Annotated in this window: 13 protein-coding genes and 1 riboswitch; of the genes, 11 read left to right on the top strand and 2 right to left on the bottom strand. The window is 45.8% G+C overall.

The genetic code is table 11. The annotated features are described in order from the left end of the window. Positions 1-148: 148 nt before the first annotated feature. The 3 genes from metK to metF all read left to right on the top strand — a co-directional run bounded on the left by metK (position 149) and on the right by metF (position 3,867). On the top strand, positions 149-1,315 hold the full coding sequence (metK, locus tag FD963_RS09955; RefSeq protein ID WP_215362362.1) for a methionine adenosyltransferase: 1,167 nt from the start codon (positions 149-151) through the stop codon (positions 1,313-1,315). A 67-nt stretch (positions 1,316-1,382) separates the two neighbouring features. After that, positions 1,383-1,494: riboswitch (S-adenosyl-L-homocysteine riboswitch) on the top strand. Positions 1,495-1,555: 61 nt separating this feature from the next. Beyond that, positions 1,556-3,001 carry an adenosylhomocysteinase gene (gene ahcY / locus FD963_RS09950; RefSeq protein ID WP_215363997.1) on the top strand — a complete coding sequence of 482 codons (1,446 nt, stop codon included), beginning with the start codon at positions 1,556-1,558 and terminating at the stop codon, positions 2,999-3,001. Between the two features lie 35 nt (positions 3,002-3,036). Then, positions 3,037-3,867 (top strand): methylenetetrahydrofolate reductase [NAD(P)H], encoded by an 831-nt coding sequence (gene metF / locus FD963_RS09945; protein WP_215362361.1) that lies wholly within the window; start codon positions 3,037-3,039, stop codon positions 3,865-3,867. 1 nt (position 3,868) lies between these two features. On the opposite strand, the gene FD963_RS09940 is transcribed toward metF, so the two are convergent. Continuing rightward, positions 3,869-4,495, bottom strand: a complete 627-nt coding sequence (locus FD963_RS09940) for a 5-formyltetrahydrofolate cyclo-ligase (RefSeq protein ID WP_215362360.1) — start codon at positions 4,493-4,495, stop codon at positions 3,869-3,871. Between the two features lie 84 nt (positions 4,496-4,579). Between FD963_RS09940 and FD963_RS09935 the strand changes: the two genes are divergently transcribed. From FD963_RS09935 to FD963_RS09925, 3 genes are read left to right on the top strand one after another with little or no spacing between them, the layout of a single operon-like run. Then, the gene (locus tag FD963_RS09935) at positions 4,580-6,538 is read left to right on the top strand and encodes a lytic transglycosylase domain-containing protein (RefSeq protein WP_215362359.1); all 1,959 of its coding nucleotides are present in this window, start codon (positions 4,580-4,582) and stop codon (positions 6,536-6,538) included. Between the two features lie 36 nt (positions 6,539-6,574). Further along, entirely contained in the window at positions 6,575-7,483 is a 909-nt protein-coding gene (locus FD963_RS09930) for a complex I NDUFA9 subunit family protein (protein WP_215362358.1), read from the top strand. Between the two features lie 53 nt (positions 7,484-7,536). After that, positions 7,537-8,613: a polynucleotide adenylyltransferase gene (locus FD963_RS09925; RefSeq protein ID WP_371818475.1), complete on the top strand. Its 1,077-nt coding sequence runs from the start codon at positions 7,537-7,539 to the stop codon at positions 8,611-8,613. Positions 8,614-8,622: 9 nt separating this feature from the next. Here the strand turns inward: FD963_RS09925 and FD963_RS09920 are convergent, their stop codons facing one another. After that, complete coding sequence (locus FD963_RS09920; RefSeq protein WP_215362356.1) at positions 8,623-9,810, bottom strand: class I SAM-dependent methyltransferase; 1,188 nt, start codon at positions 9,808-9,810, stop codon at positions 8,623-8,625. A 25-nt stretch (positions 9,811-9,835) separates the two neighbouring features. Between FD963_RS09920 and FD963_RS09915 the strand changes: the two genes are divergently transcribed. From FD963_RS09915 to glmS, 5 genes are read left to right on the top strand one after another with little or no spacing between them, the layout of a single operon-like run. Then, positions 9,836-10,645 (top strand): SDR family oxidoreductase, encoded by an 810-nt coding sequence (locus FD963_RS09915; protein WP_215362355.1) that lies wholly within the window; start codon positions 9,836-9,838, stop codon positions 10,643-10,645. A gap of 23 nt (positions 10,646-10,668) precedes the next feature. Then, complete coding sequence (locus FD963_RS09910; RefSeq protein WP_215362354.1) at positions 10,669-11,064, top strand: dihydroneopterin aldolase; 396 nt, start codon at positions 10,669-10,671, stop codon at positions 11,062-11,064. A gap of 23 nt (positions 11,065-11,087) precedes the next feature. Beyond that, positions 11,088-11,996, top strand: coding sequence for a tRNA 2-thiocytidine(32) synthetase TtcA (gene ttcA, locus FD963_RS09905; protein WP_215362353.1), 909 nt, complete (start codon positions 11,088-11,090; stop codon positions 11,994-11,996). Further along, positions 11,993-13,486: a bifunctional UDP-N-acetylglucosamine diphosphorylase/glucosamine-1-phosphate N-acetyltransferase GlmU gene (gene glmU / locus FD963_RS09900; RefSeq protein ID WP_215362352.1), complete on the top strand. Its 1,494-nt coding sequence runs from the start codon at positions 11,993-11,995 to the stop codon at positions 13,484-13,486. The genes ttcA and glmU overlap by 4 nt, the downstream gene beginning before the upstream one ends. Next, a complete protein-coding gene (gene glmS, locus FD963_RS09895) occupies positions 13,486-15,318 on the top strand; it encodes a glutamine--fructose-6-phosphate transaminase (isomerizing) (RefSeq protein WP_215362351.1) in 1,833 nt (610 codons plus the stop codon). The genes glmU and glmS overlap by 1 nt, the downstream gene beginning before the upstream one ends. Positions 15,319-15,322: the final 4 nt, after the last annotated feature.

Below are 15,322 nucleotides of genomic sequence, written 5' to 3'. Positions count from 1 at the left end.
AATTAGGCATTTTTCGGATAAAATCACCGAATCGCTGAGTTAAGGCAACTTGCAGGGCGATTCATAAATTCTGCTAAAGCGTCGCCGTTGTAGTTCCTGGCACGTCGAGTTGTCCCTATGATCGTGTTAATTATTAAAGGAATATGCAATGGCAAATGATTACTTCTTCACCTCAGAATCCGTTTCTGAAGGCCATCCCGATAAAGTAGCAGACCAAATCTCTGATTCGATCTTAGACGCCATCCTGGCTCAAGATCCAACTGCACGCGTTGCAGCGGAAACTTTGTGCAACACCGGCTTAGTAGTTTTAGCTGGTGAAATTACTACTAACGCTAACGTTGATTACATTCAAGTTGCACGCAATACCTTGCGTGAAATTGGCTACGACAACACTGACTACGGTATCGATTACAAAGGTTGTGCAGTATTGGTTGCTTATGACAAGCAAAGTCCTGATATCGCTCAAGGCGTCGATAAGGCCCATGACGATGGCTTGGATCAAGGCGCCGGCGACCAAGGCCTCATGTTTGGTTACGCTTGTGATGAAACTGCAGAGCTCATGCCTTTGCCAATTCACTTGTCACACCGTTTGGTTGAGCGTCAATCACAGTTGCGTCGCGATGGCCGTTTGAACTGGTTGCGCCCTGATGCGAAGTCACAAGTGACCTTGCGTTATGTGGATGGCAAGCCTGACTCCATCGATACCGTTGTGCTGTCTACTCAACACGATGAAGAAATTTCTCTCGAAAAATTGCGCGAAGCAGTTATTGAAGAAATCATCAAACCAGTATTGCCTAAGCATTTGATCAAAGGCGCTATTAACTTCTTGGTAAACCCAACAGGTCGCTTTGTTATCGGCGGCCCACAAGGTGATTGCGGCTTAACTGGTCGCAAAATTATTGTGGATACCTACGGTGGCGCAGCTCCTCACGGTGGCGGTGCTTTCTCTGGTAAGGATCCATCTAAGGTTGACCGCTCTGCTGCATACGCTGGTCGTTATGTTGCGAAGAACGTAGTTGCTGCTGGTTTGGCAAGTAAGTGCTTGATTCAGATCTCTTACGCGATTGGTGTTGCTAAACCAACTTCAGTGATGGTAAGCACTTTCGGTACGGGCAAGATTTCGGATGAGAAGATTGCTCAATTGGTTTCTGAGCACTTTGACTTGCGTCCAAAAGGTATTGTGAAGATGTTGAACCTCTTGCGCCCAATTTATCGCAAGACTGCTGCTTATGGCCACTTTGGCCGTGAAGAGCCAGAATTTACTTGGGAGCAAACAGATAAAGCGGCTGCATTACGTGCGGCAGCAGGTCTGTAAGTAGAAAATACGCAGTTTGTAGGTGTATTGAGGCGAAATATGCCGTAATTGTTTACAATTACGGCATACCTTCAAGGAGCGTTGCAAGGAATGCTGAGACCCAGCACTTCCCCAGGCTTGAAGGGAGCGGGCTCTAAGGTAACCCCGGAGTTTGCTAATTGCAACCGCGCTCGCTAACCCATGATTCAATGGCTAGCGAGTTTCTACTCCAGCATTGGATCGTATTTAGCTGGAGCATTAATGAATACCGTTTCTGATTTAAATAACTTTGTAGCAACTCGTTGCGCAATTGCTGATATCTCTTTGGCTGACTTTGGCCGCAAAGAAATTGCTATTGCTGAAACTGAAATGCCTGGCCTGATCGCCATTCGTGATGAATTTGCTGCACAACAGCCATTGCGTGGCGCACGCATCACTGGTTCATTGCACATGACCATTCAAACTGCAGTATTGATCGAGACGCTAGAGGCACTCGGTGCTGAAGTGCAGTGGGCATCTTGCAATATTTTCTCTACACAAGACCATGCTGCTGCAGCCATTGCTGCGAATGGCACACCAGTGTTTGCAATCAAGGGTGAAACCCTTGAGCAATATTGGGACTTCACCCATCGTATTTTTGAATGGGCTGATGGCGGCTACACCAATATGATTTTGGATGATGGTGGCGATGCTACTTTGTTGTTGCACCTTGGTGCACGCGCTGAGAAAGATCAAGCTTGCTTGAATCATTCAACTAGCGAAGAAGAAACTATTTTGTTTGCTGCTATCAAGAAAAAATTGGCACAAGATCCAACTTGGTATTCAACGCGCTTAGAAAAAGTTAAGGGCGTTACAGAAGAAACGACTACTGGCGTACATCGCCTGTATCAAATGTTTGCTAAGGGCGACTTGAAGTTTCCTGCAATCAACGTCAATGACTCTGTTACTAAGAGCAAATTCGACAATCTCTATGGTTGCCGTGAATCTTTAGTGGATGCGATTAAGCGCGCGACGGACGTAATGGTTGCCGGTAAGGTTGCCGTAGTTTGCGGCTACGGCGATGTGGGTAAGGGTTCTGCGCAAGCATTGCGCGCTTTGTCTGCTCAAGTTTGGGTAACTGAAGTTGATCCAATCTGCGCATTGCAAGCTGCGATGGAGGGCTACCGCGTTGTAACAATGGATTACGCTGCTGATAAGGCCGATATCTTTGTTTCTGCAACAGGCAACTACCACGTGATTACTCATGACCACATGGCTAAGATGAAGAATCAAGCCATCGTTTGTAACATCGGTCACTTTGATAATGAGATTGATGTTGCTGGTATTGAGAAATACAAGTGGGAAGAAATCAAACCACAAGTTGATCACGTGATTTTCCCAGCCGCTAATGGTAAGCCTGAAAAGCGCATCATTATTTTGGCTAAAGGACGCTTGGTAAACCTGGGTTGCGGCACAGGACATCCTTCATACGTCATGAGCTCTTCATTTGCAAACCAAGTGATTGCCCAGATTGAACTGTGGAATGCAGTAGGCACAGATAAATACCCGGTCGGTGTTTACACATTGCCCAAGCATTTGGATGAGAAGGTTGCCCGATTACAGCTCAAGACTCTGAATGCAGAGTTAACAGTGTTATCTGATCAGCAAGCTTCTTACATTGGCGTAACGAAGGAAGGCCCATACAAGGCCGACCACTATCGTTATTAATCCAAACTGTTCAATAGATAACTAGGCCCAAAATCATGGAATTAAGCGTCGAATTCTTCCCTCCAAAAACACCTGAAGGTGAGAGTAAGTTGCATCTGGTGCGCGAGCGTTTTTCTGAAACGCTCAAGCCCGCCTTTTATTCCGTGACTTTTGGTGCCGGTGGCTCTACTCAGTCTGGCACATTAAAGGTGGTGAGCGACATTCATGCTGCTGGTGCAGCAGTGGCCCCCCATTTATCTTGTGTTGGCAGCTCACGTGAAAGCGTGCGCGAGATGCTCAAGCAATATCAAGCTTTAGGTGTGAAACGCATTGTGGCTTTGCGCGGTGATTTACCTTCTGGCATGGGTCAGTATGGCGAGTTTCATCATGCCAATGAATTGGTAGAATTTATTCGTACAGAAACGGGCGATTGGTTTCATATCGATGTAGCCGCTTATCCAGAGACGCATCCACAGGCGAAGTCGCCTGCTAGTGATATCGATTTCTTTGTCCAAAAGATGAAAGCGGGCGCAAACTCTGCTGTCACTCAGTATTTTTACAATAGCGATGCGTACTTTCGCTTTGTGGACGAGGCTTATGAGTTGGGTGTTACACAGCCGATCATTGCCGGCATTATGCCGATTACCAATAGCAGCCAATTACTGCGATTCTCTGATGCCTGTGGCGCAGAAATTCCGCGTTGGATTCGTTTACGTCTTCAATCCTATGGCGATGACATTGCATCTATTCGCGCATTTGGTGAAGAAGTAGTGACCGACTTGTGTGATCAGTTGTTAACTGCTGGTGCACCTGGAATCCATTTCTATTCCCTGAATCAGGCTGATGCAGTTTTAGCAATTGCGGATAACTTAGATTTAACAAGGTAAATCAACTCAGTAAGCCAGACTCGGTCAACAGCATATCCAAGGGCTCGTCATGTGTTTGAGCGGCCCATTGTGAATCATCTAATTTTTGCCAATCAAATCCAATCCCCATGCAAATGAGGTTTGGATTGTTTTTTCGCAGCTGCGCTAGGGTTCGATCAAAATACCCGCCGCCATAGCCTAGTCGCCAGTAGTGTGCTTTACCGCTCACAACAGAGCTAGACCAGCCTACGCACGGAATCAGGATGCAGTCAGGAATGAGTTGTGGCCTGGCAGTATTTTCTGGGCTGGGCTCAGGAACGCCGTGCGCGCTTGGAATTAATGCATCTCCCTCTTGCCACTCGTAGAAATCAAGATGCTTATCCGGGCGCGCATAGGGCAGTGCTAAGCGACGCTGAGCATCACTTCTCATCCAGCGTAATAGGGTTGGGCGTAAATCAATTTCATCCTGAATGGGCCAATAAAGGGCAATTGAGCGAATGGTTCGGTCTTCATTAGCTAAAAAATGATTGAGGCCTGCAATCAAGCTAGTTTTTGTAGACGCAAAGCCACTCCCAGAAGCAAATTCTTTGCGTTGTTTTAATAAATCTTGGCGAAGAGTTTTTGGTGAATTACCGTGCATATCGACCATTATCAGGCGAAAATTAAAGGATATAGTAATCAAGTGCTGCAGGGCCTCTAGCCTTGCTATTAGAGATAGGGTTGGATCGTAATAATGAAGTTTGTAATAGTAAACAGCAAATACCTTCACTGGGCCAAAATTCTGGTTTTGGGTCTAGCACTGTGCGCGTCCAATTCTTATGCTGAAAAGCTGAAGAAGCCAAGCCTACCCAAGTCTTATGAAAGCAAGGCAGCCCCAGCTGAAATTACCGATACCGATCGGATGTTTATTGATTTGCGCGAAGCTGCAAAAAAGAATGATGTATTTCGAACTCAGCAACTTTCATCTAATTTAGTTAATTACCCAATGGATGACTATGTAGCCTATTTCCGCATCAAGCCGCAATTATTTGATAGCGCTGGTGGGGCACGTAATGACTATGGCGCAGATGCCCAGGTGGTTGCATTCTTAAATCAATACCAAGGCACTGCCCTGGCTGACCGTATGCGCAATGATTGGTTGTTGGTATTAGGCAAGCGCAAGGACTGGGCACGCTTTGATGTGGAGTACGCTAAGTTTGTGTTGGATGACGACACACAAGTGAAGTGCTATTCCTTGCTATCAAAATTATCACAAGGTGAGAACCCAACTAAATTAGCCATTGATTCACGAGCAGTGTTATTGGATCCAAGCTATTTTGGGCAAGCCTGTCAAGAATTGGTTCCATCATTGGTTGCCGCAGGCGGCATGTCTCCGAGTGAAGCCAAGGCTATTGGGCGTGCGGCTAGCGAGAGGGGTTATGACACGATGGCGCGTCGCCTTGGCGGTGAAGATCCGATTGCAGATATTGTTAAGGCTGCAAAGGCTGATCCAGCAAAGGCCTATCGTGACTTTTCTCAAAACGCTTCACGCTATAGCAAAGAAAACCAAGCCATTGCTTGGGGTGTGATCGGACAATTTTTAGCCAAGAAATTAGATCCCAATGCGGATGATGCCTACCGCTTACAACAAGAGCTGGGCTATAACGATCTTCTTTCAGTCGAGTCACAAGAATGGAAAGTGCGCGCAGGCTTGCGTGCTAAAGATTGGGTTCTAGTTAAAAATGCGATTGATGGTATGAACCCAGCGGTGCGTGCTAAAGATCCTGCATGGACCTATTGGTATGGTCGTGCGCTCAAAGCCGAAGGGCAAGATGTAAAGGCCAAAGACAGTTTTGAAATGATTGCCGATCAATACAATTTTTATGGCCAGCTTGCGCGCGAAGAATTAGGTAAATCTAATAATGCACCTGCTAAAACGAAAGTGACTGAACAGGAGATAGATGCGATGGCGAGCCGCAAGGGCTTTATTCGTGGCGAGCGCTTGTATGCCATGAATCTTCGCTTTGAGGGTAATCGCGAATGGAATTGGGAGCTACGCAATATGACCGACAAGCAATTGTTGGCTGCTGCCGAGTACGCAAAGCGAATCAATTTGTATGACCGCGTTGTCAACACTGCTGATCGTACCAAGCAAGAGCACGACTTTAGTTTGCGTTACCCAACTCCTTACAAAGAAGAGCTGTCTCCGATTGCGCGCCAAATCGATCTCAATCTTGCTTGGGCTTATGGCTTGATTCGTCAAGAGTCACGCTTCATTATGAATGCCGCCTCTTCTGTAGGCGCTTCTGGATTAATGCAGGTGATGCCAAATACTGCAAAGTACGTGGCTAAAAAAATTGGAATGGCCAATTACACCAATGACAAATTAAGCGATACAAATACCAATTTAACTTTAGGAAGTAATTATCTAAATATGGTTTTGATCGACTTGGATGGATCTTGGGTTTTGGCTTCTGCAGCCTATAACGCAGGCCCTTCACGCTCAAAGGCTTGGCGGGAAAAATTATCCGGCCCTACAGAGGGCGCTATTTTTGCTGAAACCATCCCATTTACTGAGACACGTGTATACGTGAAGAACGTACTCTCTAACGCAAATTACTATTCATCGGTGATGAACGGTCAGCCACAATCTTTAAAACAACGCTTAGGTGTTATTACACCTAAGGCTGCCACTCAATCTGAGCTTCCTTAAACAATCAATCACCGAGCTAAGCAAAGAAAGCTTCCTATGAAATATGACATCCTTCTAATCGGTGGCAATGGATTTGTGGGGCGAGCGATTGCTGCGCAGCTTCAACTAGCAGGTTATTCCGTATTGGTTCCAACAAGCCACTTAGGTGCTGCGCGTGAATTGCGCATGTTGCCCAAGGTGCATGTCGAAGAGGCTGATGTTCATGAGTTTGATGAACTACAGAATCTTTGTGGGCGTATTAAGTCAAATGGTGCTGTGATCAATTTAGTCGGAGTGCTTCACGATAAGCCGGCCAAGCCTTATGGAAAGGTATTTAAAGCTGCGCATGTGGAGCTCCCTAAAAACATTATTACGGCAATGCAGCTCCATGGCTTAAAGCGCTATTTACATATGAGCGCATTGGGTGCTGACTCTCATGGCCCATCGATGTATCAGCGTAGCAAAGGTGTTGGCGAAGCTGCAGTGAAGGCCAGCAATTTAGATTGGACCATCTTTAGGCCATCGGTTATCTTTGGCGCTCAAGATCAATTTATTAATTTGTTTTCTAAGTTGACTAAGTTGTTTCCGGCTATGCCTTTAGCAAATTATCAGGCGCAGTTTCAGCCGGTGAGCGTAGATGATGTTGCAAGTGCATTTGTTAAATCTTTATCGATGCCTCAAACGATTCATCAGTCCTATGACTTGGTTGGCCCAACGGTTTACACCATGAAAGAGATTGTTGAGTTTGCTGCACGTAAGGCTAAAACCTCGTGTCTCATCATCCCTGTACCGGCCTTTGTGGGTTATTTACAGGCATTGGCATTTGAATTTCTGCCGGGCCCAACATTAATGTCGCGTGACAATATTGCATCTATGCAAGCGCCTAATACTTTGCCAGTGAATGGTGTTGATGCGTTGACGGAAGTATTCAAAATGAGTCGTCGTACCCTGGAGGGTATGCAGTAATGAAAATCTACGCAGTAGGCGGGGCCATTAGGGACACCCTTATGGGTTTACCTATGCACGACATTGATTATGTTGTGGTGGGCTCCAGCGTAGAAGAGATGGCTGCTAAGGGCTTTCGTCCGGTAGGCAAAGATTTCCCGGTATTTTTGCATCCAGAGACACAGGCTGAATATGCGCTGGCGCGTACTGAGCGCAAGACTGGCAAGGGCTATAAAGGCTTTAACTTCCATGCCGATCCCTCTGTCACTTTAGAGCAAGACTTAGAGCGTCGTGATTTAACAATCAATGCGATGGCGCAAGAAGTGGGTGCTGATGGAAAGCCATTTGGGCCGATTATTGATCCTTATAACGGCCAAGAAGATTTAGCTGCCAAAGTATTTCGTCACGTGTCGGATGCATTTGCAGAAGATCCATTGCGTCTCTTGCGTATTGCTCGTTTTGCTGCGCGCTTCCCCGAATTTAGTGTTGCTGCTGAAACACTCGTTGCTTTAAAAGCGATCGCTCAATCAGGCGAGTTAAACGCTTTATCCGCAGAGCGTATTTGGCAGGAGCTGGCTAGGGGCTTGGTTGCTGTTAGGCCGATGCGCTTGTTTCAAGTCTTATTAGATGCCGGCGCAGCCAAAACAATATTGGCACCTACATTGACTGCTCAACTATCTGAAGAGTTGTTCCGTGAAGAGCTCATCGCGTATTTTTCCTTAGCTGGAAATAGCCTTGAAGAGCGCTGTGCAATTACCTTGATGCATTTACCTGCAAATGAAATTCGTTCATGGGCTGAAAGTGTACGCATGCCAATTGATGTGCGAGATTTCAGCGAGATATTTAGTGATCTTAGGATCTTAGTAAACAAGTATCCCAATGCCTCTTATCAGGCGGTAGACGTTTTGAATTGGTTCAACCGTGCAGATTTTTGGCGTAAGCCAGATCGAGCACAAGCACTTTTGAATCTTGCGGATAAATTGGGAATGCCTGTTTCCCCTTTGATCAATGCAATGCGTACTACTCAAGCCATCAATACAGCCGAAATTATTGCTGGTGTAGCTGCAGAAGATCGATCCAACGGAGAGCGGATTGGCAGCGCATTTGAGTCTGCCAGGTTGTCTGCAATTACTAGGGCTCTAGCTTCTTAAAACAAGCGTCTACAGCCTATTTCTGCCACGTAGGCCAGGCAAATCTTCGAGTACATATCCCGGCAGTAGACTTTCTAATTTCTTTGAAAATGCAAAAGCTTTAAAGAGTTCGCCCATCTCCGCTTCAGACAATAATTTTTGCAAAGAATTGGAGATCGGCAGGAAGGTTTCTGGATCACTTGGGTCGCCAATTTCTAAAGCAATGTCACCAATGCCAGCATCTAATAGATACGCAGCCTGGTTGGTAAGGTATACATCATCTACATTTTCAGCCAACGCGCTACGAGCAATTTGTGACCATTCAACGTGCGTTGTTAAATCACAAAGACCAGGTAGATGAAATGGATCTTGAATTGCATGGTGGCGATGATGGGCCATGAGGGTGCCCTCAAGCCTTTGCGGGTGATAGTACTCGCTCTCAGGAAATCCATAGTCAAACGTGAGGAATAGGCCGGTGTCTAAATGTTTGGCAACCTGTTGCATCCATGCATTTGCTGGCGCGTGTAGTTCAGTGACATAGCCTTCTGAGAAAGCGCCGCCAAGAAGGCTTTCAGGAAGCAATTTTTGCTCCATTGGCAAACCTGTCTTCCAAACGAGCTTTTCGTTCTCAAATACAACGCCGTACCAATACCAAAATCCATTTTGATAAATGATGGCATCACAAGGAATGGCATCAATCACTTCATTAGCCAGAATGATGCCTTTGAAATTTGTAGGCAACTCCGTTAACCAGTTGCATTGCGTCTTAAGATTGAGTTGCCCAATCGTGTTTCCCATTCTTTCTTGTTGGCGCTGGGCTAAGTCTGGCGAAATTTCGATAATGTCGTAACGATCCAAATGAAAGCCAAGGTCATTCAGGCGGGTAAGTATTGAAGCGGCAAGCTTGCCGGTCCCAGCGCCAAACTCCAAGATTTGAGTGGGCAGACCTTTTTCCTTGAGCCCCTCAAGTACCGGTAGGAGAGTAGAGCAAATGGCTGCACCAAAGAGAGGGCTTAATTCAGGGGCGGTAGTAAAGTCGCCACCAGCCCCGAGTTTGTGAGCGCCAGCGCTGTAATAGCCCATTCCTGGCTCATATAAAGCCATCTCCATATAGCGAGAGAATGGCAGCCAGCCACCCTTTAAGGCGATTTGAGAGGCTATTTTGGCCTTTAGAAGCGCGCTATGCTCCGTTTCAAGGCTGGTCAAGGTAATATCCATAGCTCGCTAGTCTAAGAGAATTTAATTGAACCCTAGTTCAACGCCCCCATCCCAGCAAGGAAAAGCAGTTTTAGTGACTGGCGCCGCAAAGCGCCTGGGTCGAGAAATTGCCTTGCAGTTTGCCCGTCAGGGCTGGGATGTTGCCGTTCATTATGGGCGATCTGAGCAAGAGGCCCAAGAAACCATCAGAGAAATCGAAATGATGGGTGTGAAAGTCCAAGCTTTCCAGGCGGACTTGGCTGATGAGGCTGCCACTAAAGATCTTTTTCTGGCTGTCAGCAAGGCATTCCCTAGTTTGGCCTGCTTAGTAAATAGCGCGTCTATCTTTGAATATGACCGCGCAAATTCCAGCACCCCATTAAGTGGGAAAAGTTTGCAAGACCATATGCAGGTCAATTTAACTGCCCCAATTTTGCTATCTCAGCTGATGTTTGAGTTGCAAAAAAGTAAGCCAAATACATCTGGTGTAATTCCAGCGGCAATTCAATTGCTAGACCAAAAATTGATTAATCTCAATCCAGATTATTTGTCTTACACATTGTCTAAAGCAGCATTACTTTCTTCGGTTGAATTATTGGCAATAGATTTTGCACCTCATCTGCGTGTAGTCGGATTAGCGCCAGGAATCTCTTTGCCATCAGGCGATCAAACAATGGATGGTTTTTCCAAAGTACATCAAATGACACCGCTAGGAAGGTCTTCAACGCCTGCAGATATTGCAAAAGCAGCGGTATTTTTGGCTGACTCTAGCGCCATCACCGGAACTACCTTATATGTAGACGGTGGGCAACATTTATTGCCATCATCACGCGATGTGATGTTCAAAACCAATTAAGTATTTTTAAAAAGTAAATATACATGCACGCCATTCTTTCTCATCCCGCTCTTGTTGACTGTCGCCGTTTATTTCTCCGCGACTATGAGATTTATATCAATATCGGCGTTCATGACTTTGAGAAAAAAGCAGAACAACGTGTCATCCTTAATGTGGACTTATATATTCCCCTTGGAATGAATACGCCAACGAATGATCAGTTGGATGAAGTGGTGGATTACGACTTCATGCGTGAAACTATTAAGGCCCGGGCCTCCCAGGGACATATTCATTTGCAGGAAACCTTTTGCGATGACATCGTGGCAGCAATGTTGCTGCACCCAAAGGTATTGGCTGCGCGCGTAAGCACTGCTAAGCCAGATGTCTATCCAGATTGTCACTCGGTAGGTGTTGAAGTGTTTCGTATCAAGACTTCTTAGATAGAATTTAGAAAAGAACTTTTATGGGCGATATTCGTAAAGTTGTCTTCGAAGAAAACAAGCTAGAGAAGAAACTCTGCCGCTTGGTAGGTCAGGCCATTGGTGACTTTGGCATGATCGAAGAGGGCGATAAGGTCATGGTATGTGTTTCGGGCGGCAAAGATAGTTACGCCATGCTCGATATTCTGATGAAGCTGCGTGAGCGCGCACCGATCAATTTTGAAATTATTGCGGTGAACTTAGATCAGAAGCAGCCTAATTTCCCCGCTGAAATCTTACCCAATTATTTGAAGAGTTTAGGTGTTCAGTATCACATTGAAGAACAAGATACTTACAGCATTGTGAAGCGTGTGATTCCTGAGGGTAAAACTACTTGTGGATTGTGCTCACGCTTGCGTCGCGGAATTTTGTATCGTGTTGCAGATGAGTTGGGCGCAACAAAGATTGCCTTAGGCCATCATCGTGATGACATTCTAGAAACTTTGATGCTCAATATGTTTTATGCAGGCAAACTAAAAGGGATGCCGCCCAAGTTGCGCTCAGATGATGGCAAGCATATGGTGATTCGCCCCTTGGCTTATGTTCCTGAGAAATTGCTTGAACGTTATGCAGCAGATATGAGCTTCCCGATTATTCCGTGTGATTTGTGTGGAAGTCAGCCCAATTTGCAGCGTCAGGTTATGAAAGAAATGCTGCGCGATTGGGAAAAGAAACATCCTGGTCGGGTAGAGAACTTATTCCGCTCTATGCATCACATCGTTCCATCCCATTTGATGGATGGCGAAGCCTTTGATTTCAAAAATCTGGAGATTTCCACCGAGTTAGCGGGTATTGCCGCTAGATCTTCTGGCGACAGGGCAATTGATGAGGCTGAATTGGATGAATTAGCCTGTGGAACCATGATTCAGGGGACTTATAATCCCCCTTTATGAATATCGTCATTTTGGCTGCTGGGCAAGGAAAGCGGATGAAATCTGCTCTGCCCAAGGTCCTGCAATCTCTCGCAGGCAAACCCCTGCTCCAACACGTTCTCAATACCGCTCTTTCACTACAGGATAAGAAGGCTAAATCTGGCCCCGTTGTAGTGATTGGTCATGGCGCAGCAGATGTAAAAACATTCTTGCTAAATATAAGCAAGGAAGACCCAAGCTTTGGCAAGGTAAGCACTGCGCTGCAAGCTGAACAAAAAGGAACAGGCCATGCGCTATTGCAAGCCTTACCTAAATTGGATGTTCAAGAACCAACTTTAGTTTTATATGGCGATGTGCCGCTCACTACAAAAAAGACGCTGGCTAAATTAGCAAAGTTAGCTGATGGCGTCAGAGGACAAGACTCTGCATTAGCTTTGCTGACACAGAACCTCAGCAACCCCACTGGCTATGGCCGCATCGTGCGCGATGCTGACGGCTCTGTAAAAGAGATTGTTGAAGAGAAAGATGCAACGCCAGCGCAAAAATCAATTCAAGAAATCAATACTGGCATCATGGTGTTGCCAACAAACTCACTAAAGAAGTGGCTCAAGTCTTTACGCGCCAGCAATGCACAAGGCGAGTACTACTTGACTGATGTGATTGCCATGGCTGTTAAAGACGGCGTGCCGATTCGTACAACACAAGCTGATGATGAGTTTGAGACGATTGGTGTTAATAGTCGTGATCAACTCGCTGCATTAGAGCGCGTAAACCAACTTAATATTGCCAATCAATTAATGGATGCAGGCGTATCGCTTGCTGACCCTGCGCGTATTGATGTACGTGGCACCTTAGAGTGCGGCACTGATGTATCAATTGATGTGGGGTGCGTATTTGAAGGTTGCGTCACTTTAGGTGCTGGCACAAAGGTTGGACCATATTGCGTGATTCGCAATAGCGTGATCGGTAAAGGCGTATCCATTCATGCATATAGTCATGTAGATGGCGCCAAAGTAGGTAATCAATCATTAATTGGTCCCTATGCTCGTTTGCGTCCTGGCGCAGATTTATCAAATGATGTGCATATTGGTAATTTCGTAGAGGTGAAGAACAGCAAAATTGCTGCTAATAGCAAGGCCAATCATTTGGCTTATGTTGGTGACTCCATTGTTGGTTCAAGAGTCAATATTGGTGCTGGCACTATTACTTGTAACTATGATGGCGTTAACAAACACCAGACGATTATTGAGGATGATGTCTTCATTGGTTCGGATACTCAATTGGTTGCACCAGTACGTGTTGGCCGTGGTGCCACATTGGGCGCTGGCACAACCCTGACTAAAGATGCTCCCGCCTATCAACTGACCGTATCCCGAGCAAAACAAATTTCCTTACAGTGGCAGCGCCCTGTGAAACAAGAAAAGAAACCAGTGAAAAAAGCGGCAGCAAAGACGGTTGTGAAGAAGATCGTCAAGAAGACGGTTAAGAAAACTGCAAAGGGTAAAAAATAATGTGCGGTATTGTTGGTGCGGCCTCCCATAAAAATATTGTTGATGTTTTGGTTGAGGGTTTACGCCGCCTAGAGTACCGTGGTTATGACTCTTGTGGTTTTGCGGTCATTAATGGTGAGGATGCTAAGCACCCCATCAAAAGAGCTCGAACTACTGCACGTGTTTCTGAATTAGGTGAACAGGGTAAAGATTTTTTCGGTACCTTAGGGATTGCACACACACGTTGGGCTACCCACGGTAAGCCAGATACCCAAAATGCACATCCACATACTTCAAACGATTTAATTGCAGTTGTACATAACGGCATTATTGAGAACTATGAAGTTCTGCGTTCAGATTTAAAAGCTGCTGGATATGTATTTACCTCTGAAACAGATACTGAAGTTATCGCCCATTTAATTCACCAGCAATATGTGGCTAGTGGCCAAAAAGATATTGCGGTATCAGTAAGAGCAGTGCTTCCTCAGTTGCACGGTGCATACGCTATTGGTGTGATCGCACAAGATAATCCAAGCACCTTAGTAGGCGCTCGTGTTGGATCTCCTTTAGTGGTTGCCATTGGGGATCATGAGCACTTCTTGGCTTCTGATGCTTTGGCATTAGCAGGACGTGCTCATTCTATGATGTATTTAGAAGAGGGCGATGTTGCTGTTCTCAAGGCTGATTCCGTTGGGGTAATTGATCAAACTGGTAAGGTCGCTCAAAGAGAGCTCAAGCCTATGCCTGCTCAAGCTGACTCAGTTGATCTTGGCCCTTATCAGCATTACATGCAAAAAGAAATCTTTGAGCAGCCTAGAGCAATTGGTGACACGCTTGCCAATATCACTGACTTTGGTCCTGAACTATTTGAGGCTAAGCCAGAAGATTGGAAAGCTTTTGAGCAGATTCTAATATTGGCATGTGGCACAAGTTATTACTCAGCATGTGTTGCTAAATATTGGTTAGAAGATATTGCGGGCATTCCGACTCAAGTGGAAATTGCGAGTGAGTATCGCTATCGCACCACTGTGCCTAATCCAAAAACACTCATTGTGGTGGTTTCACAATCTGGTGAGACAGCAGATACTTTGGCGGCATTGCGTCATGCCAAGAGTTTGGGTCACCGCTTTACATTAGCTATATGCAACGTGGCTAGCAGCGCCATGGTTCGTGAAACCGATTGGCATTTCTTGACTAAGGCTGGTGCTGAAATTGGTGTTGCTTCTACAAAAGCATTTACGACACAGCTTTTAGCGCTCTATATCTTGGCAGTTTCGATTGCTAAACGCGATGGCAAAATTTTTGCTGAAAAAGAAAAAGAGTTGCTTCGTGACTTGCGTCACCTACCGAAAGCGCTACATGCAGTATTAGCGCTTGAGCCACAAATCATTGCCTGGAGCGATACATTTTCTAAATGTGAAAATGCATTATTCCTTGGTCGTGGAATGCACTATCCAATTGCACTCGAGGGTGCACTAAAGCTCAAAGAAATTTCTTATATTCATGCTGAAGCTTATCCAGCAGGTGAGTTAAAGCATGGGCCGCTTGCCCTAGTTACAGACAAGATGCCGGTTGTCACTGTTGCGCCTAATGACGTCTTATTGGAAAAACTCAAATCCAATATGCAAGAAGTCAAGGCACGCGGTGGCAAGCTATATGTTTTTGCTGATCAAGATACCCATATCTCTAGCAGCGACGGCATCAATGTCATCAAGCTGCCAGAGCACTATGGCAACCTCTCACCAATATTGCATGTAGTTCCCCTACAGCTATTGGCTTATCACACAGCTTGCGCACGCGGCACTGATGTTGATAAACCCAGAAATCTAGCCAAGAGCGTGACGGTTGAATAATTTT

This window comes from Polynucleobacter sp. JS-JIR-II-50, assembly GCF_018687895.1.
Taxonomy (GTDB): Bacteria; Pseudomonadota; Gammaproteobacteria; order Burkholderiales; family Burkholderiaceae; genus Polynucleobacter.
This window is presented reverse-complemented; position numbering and strand designations above follow the sequence as displayed.

Bases quoted from the DNA above. Each gene is read 5' to 3' on its own strand.
- glmU (WP_215362352.1), top strand. From the start codon at position 11,993: ATGAATATCGTCATTTTGGCTGCTGGGCAAGGAAAGCGGATGAAATCT.
- FD963_RS09930 (WP_215362358.1), top strand. From the start codon at position 6,575: ATGAAATATGACATCCTTCTAATCGGTGGCAATGGATTTGTGGGGCGA.
- ahcY (WP_215363997.1), top strand. From the start codon at position 1,556: ATGAATACCGTTTCTGATTTAAATAACTTTGTAGCAACTCGTTGCGCA.
- FD963_RS09940 (WP_215362360.1), bottom strand. From the start codon at position 4,495: ATGGTCGATATGCACGGTAATTCACCAAAAACTCTTCGCCAAGATTTA.
- metK (WP_215362362.1), top strand. From the start codon at position 149: ATGGCAAATGATTACTTCTTCACCTCAGAATCCGTTTCTGAAGGCCAT.
- FD963_RS09925 (WP_371818475.1), top strand. From the start codon at position 7,537: ATGCACGACATTGATTATGTTGTGGTGGGCTCCAGCGTAGAAGAGATG.
- glmS (WP_215362351.1), top strand. From the start codon at position 13,486: ATGTGCGGTATTGTTGGTGCGGCCTCCCATAAAAATATTGTTGATGTT.
- FD963_RS09935 (WP_215362359.1), top strand. From the start codon at position 4,580: ATGAAGTTTGTAATAGTAAACAGCAAATACCTTCACTGGGCCAAAATT.
- FD963_RS09920 (WP_215362356.1), bottom strand. From the start codon at position 9,810: ATGGATATTACCTTGACCAGCCTTGAAACGGAGCATAGCGCGCTTCTA.
- FD963_RS09910 (WP_215362354.1), top strand. From the start codon at position 10,669: ATGCACGCCATTCTTTCTCATCCCGCTCTTGTTGACTGTCGCCGTTTA.
- metF (WP_215362361.1), top strand. From the start codon at position 3,037: ATGGAATTAAGCGTCGAATTCTTCCCTCCAAAAACACCTGAAGGTGAG.
- ttcA (WP_215362353.1), top strand. From the start codon at position 11,088: ATGGGCGATATTCGTAAAGTTGTCTTCGAAGAAAACAAGCTAGAGAAG.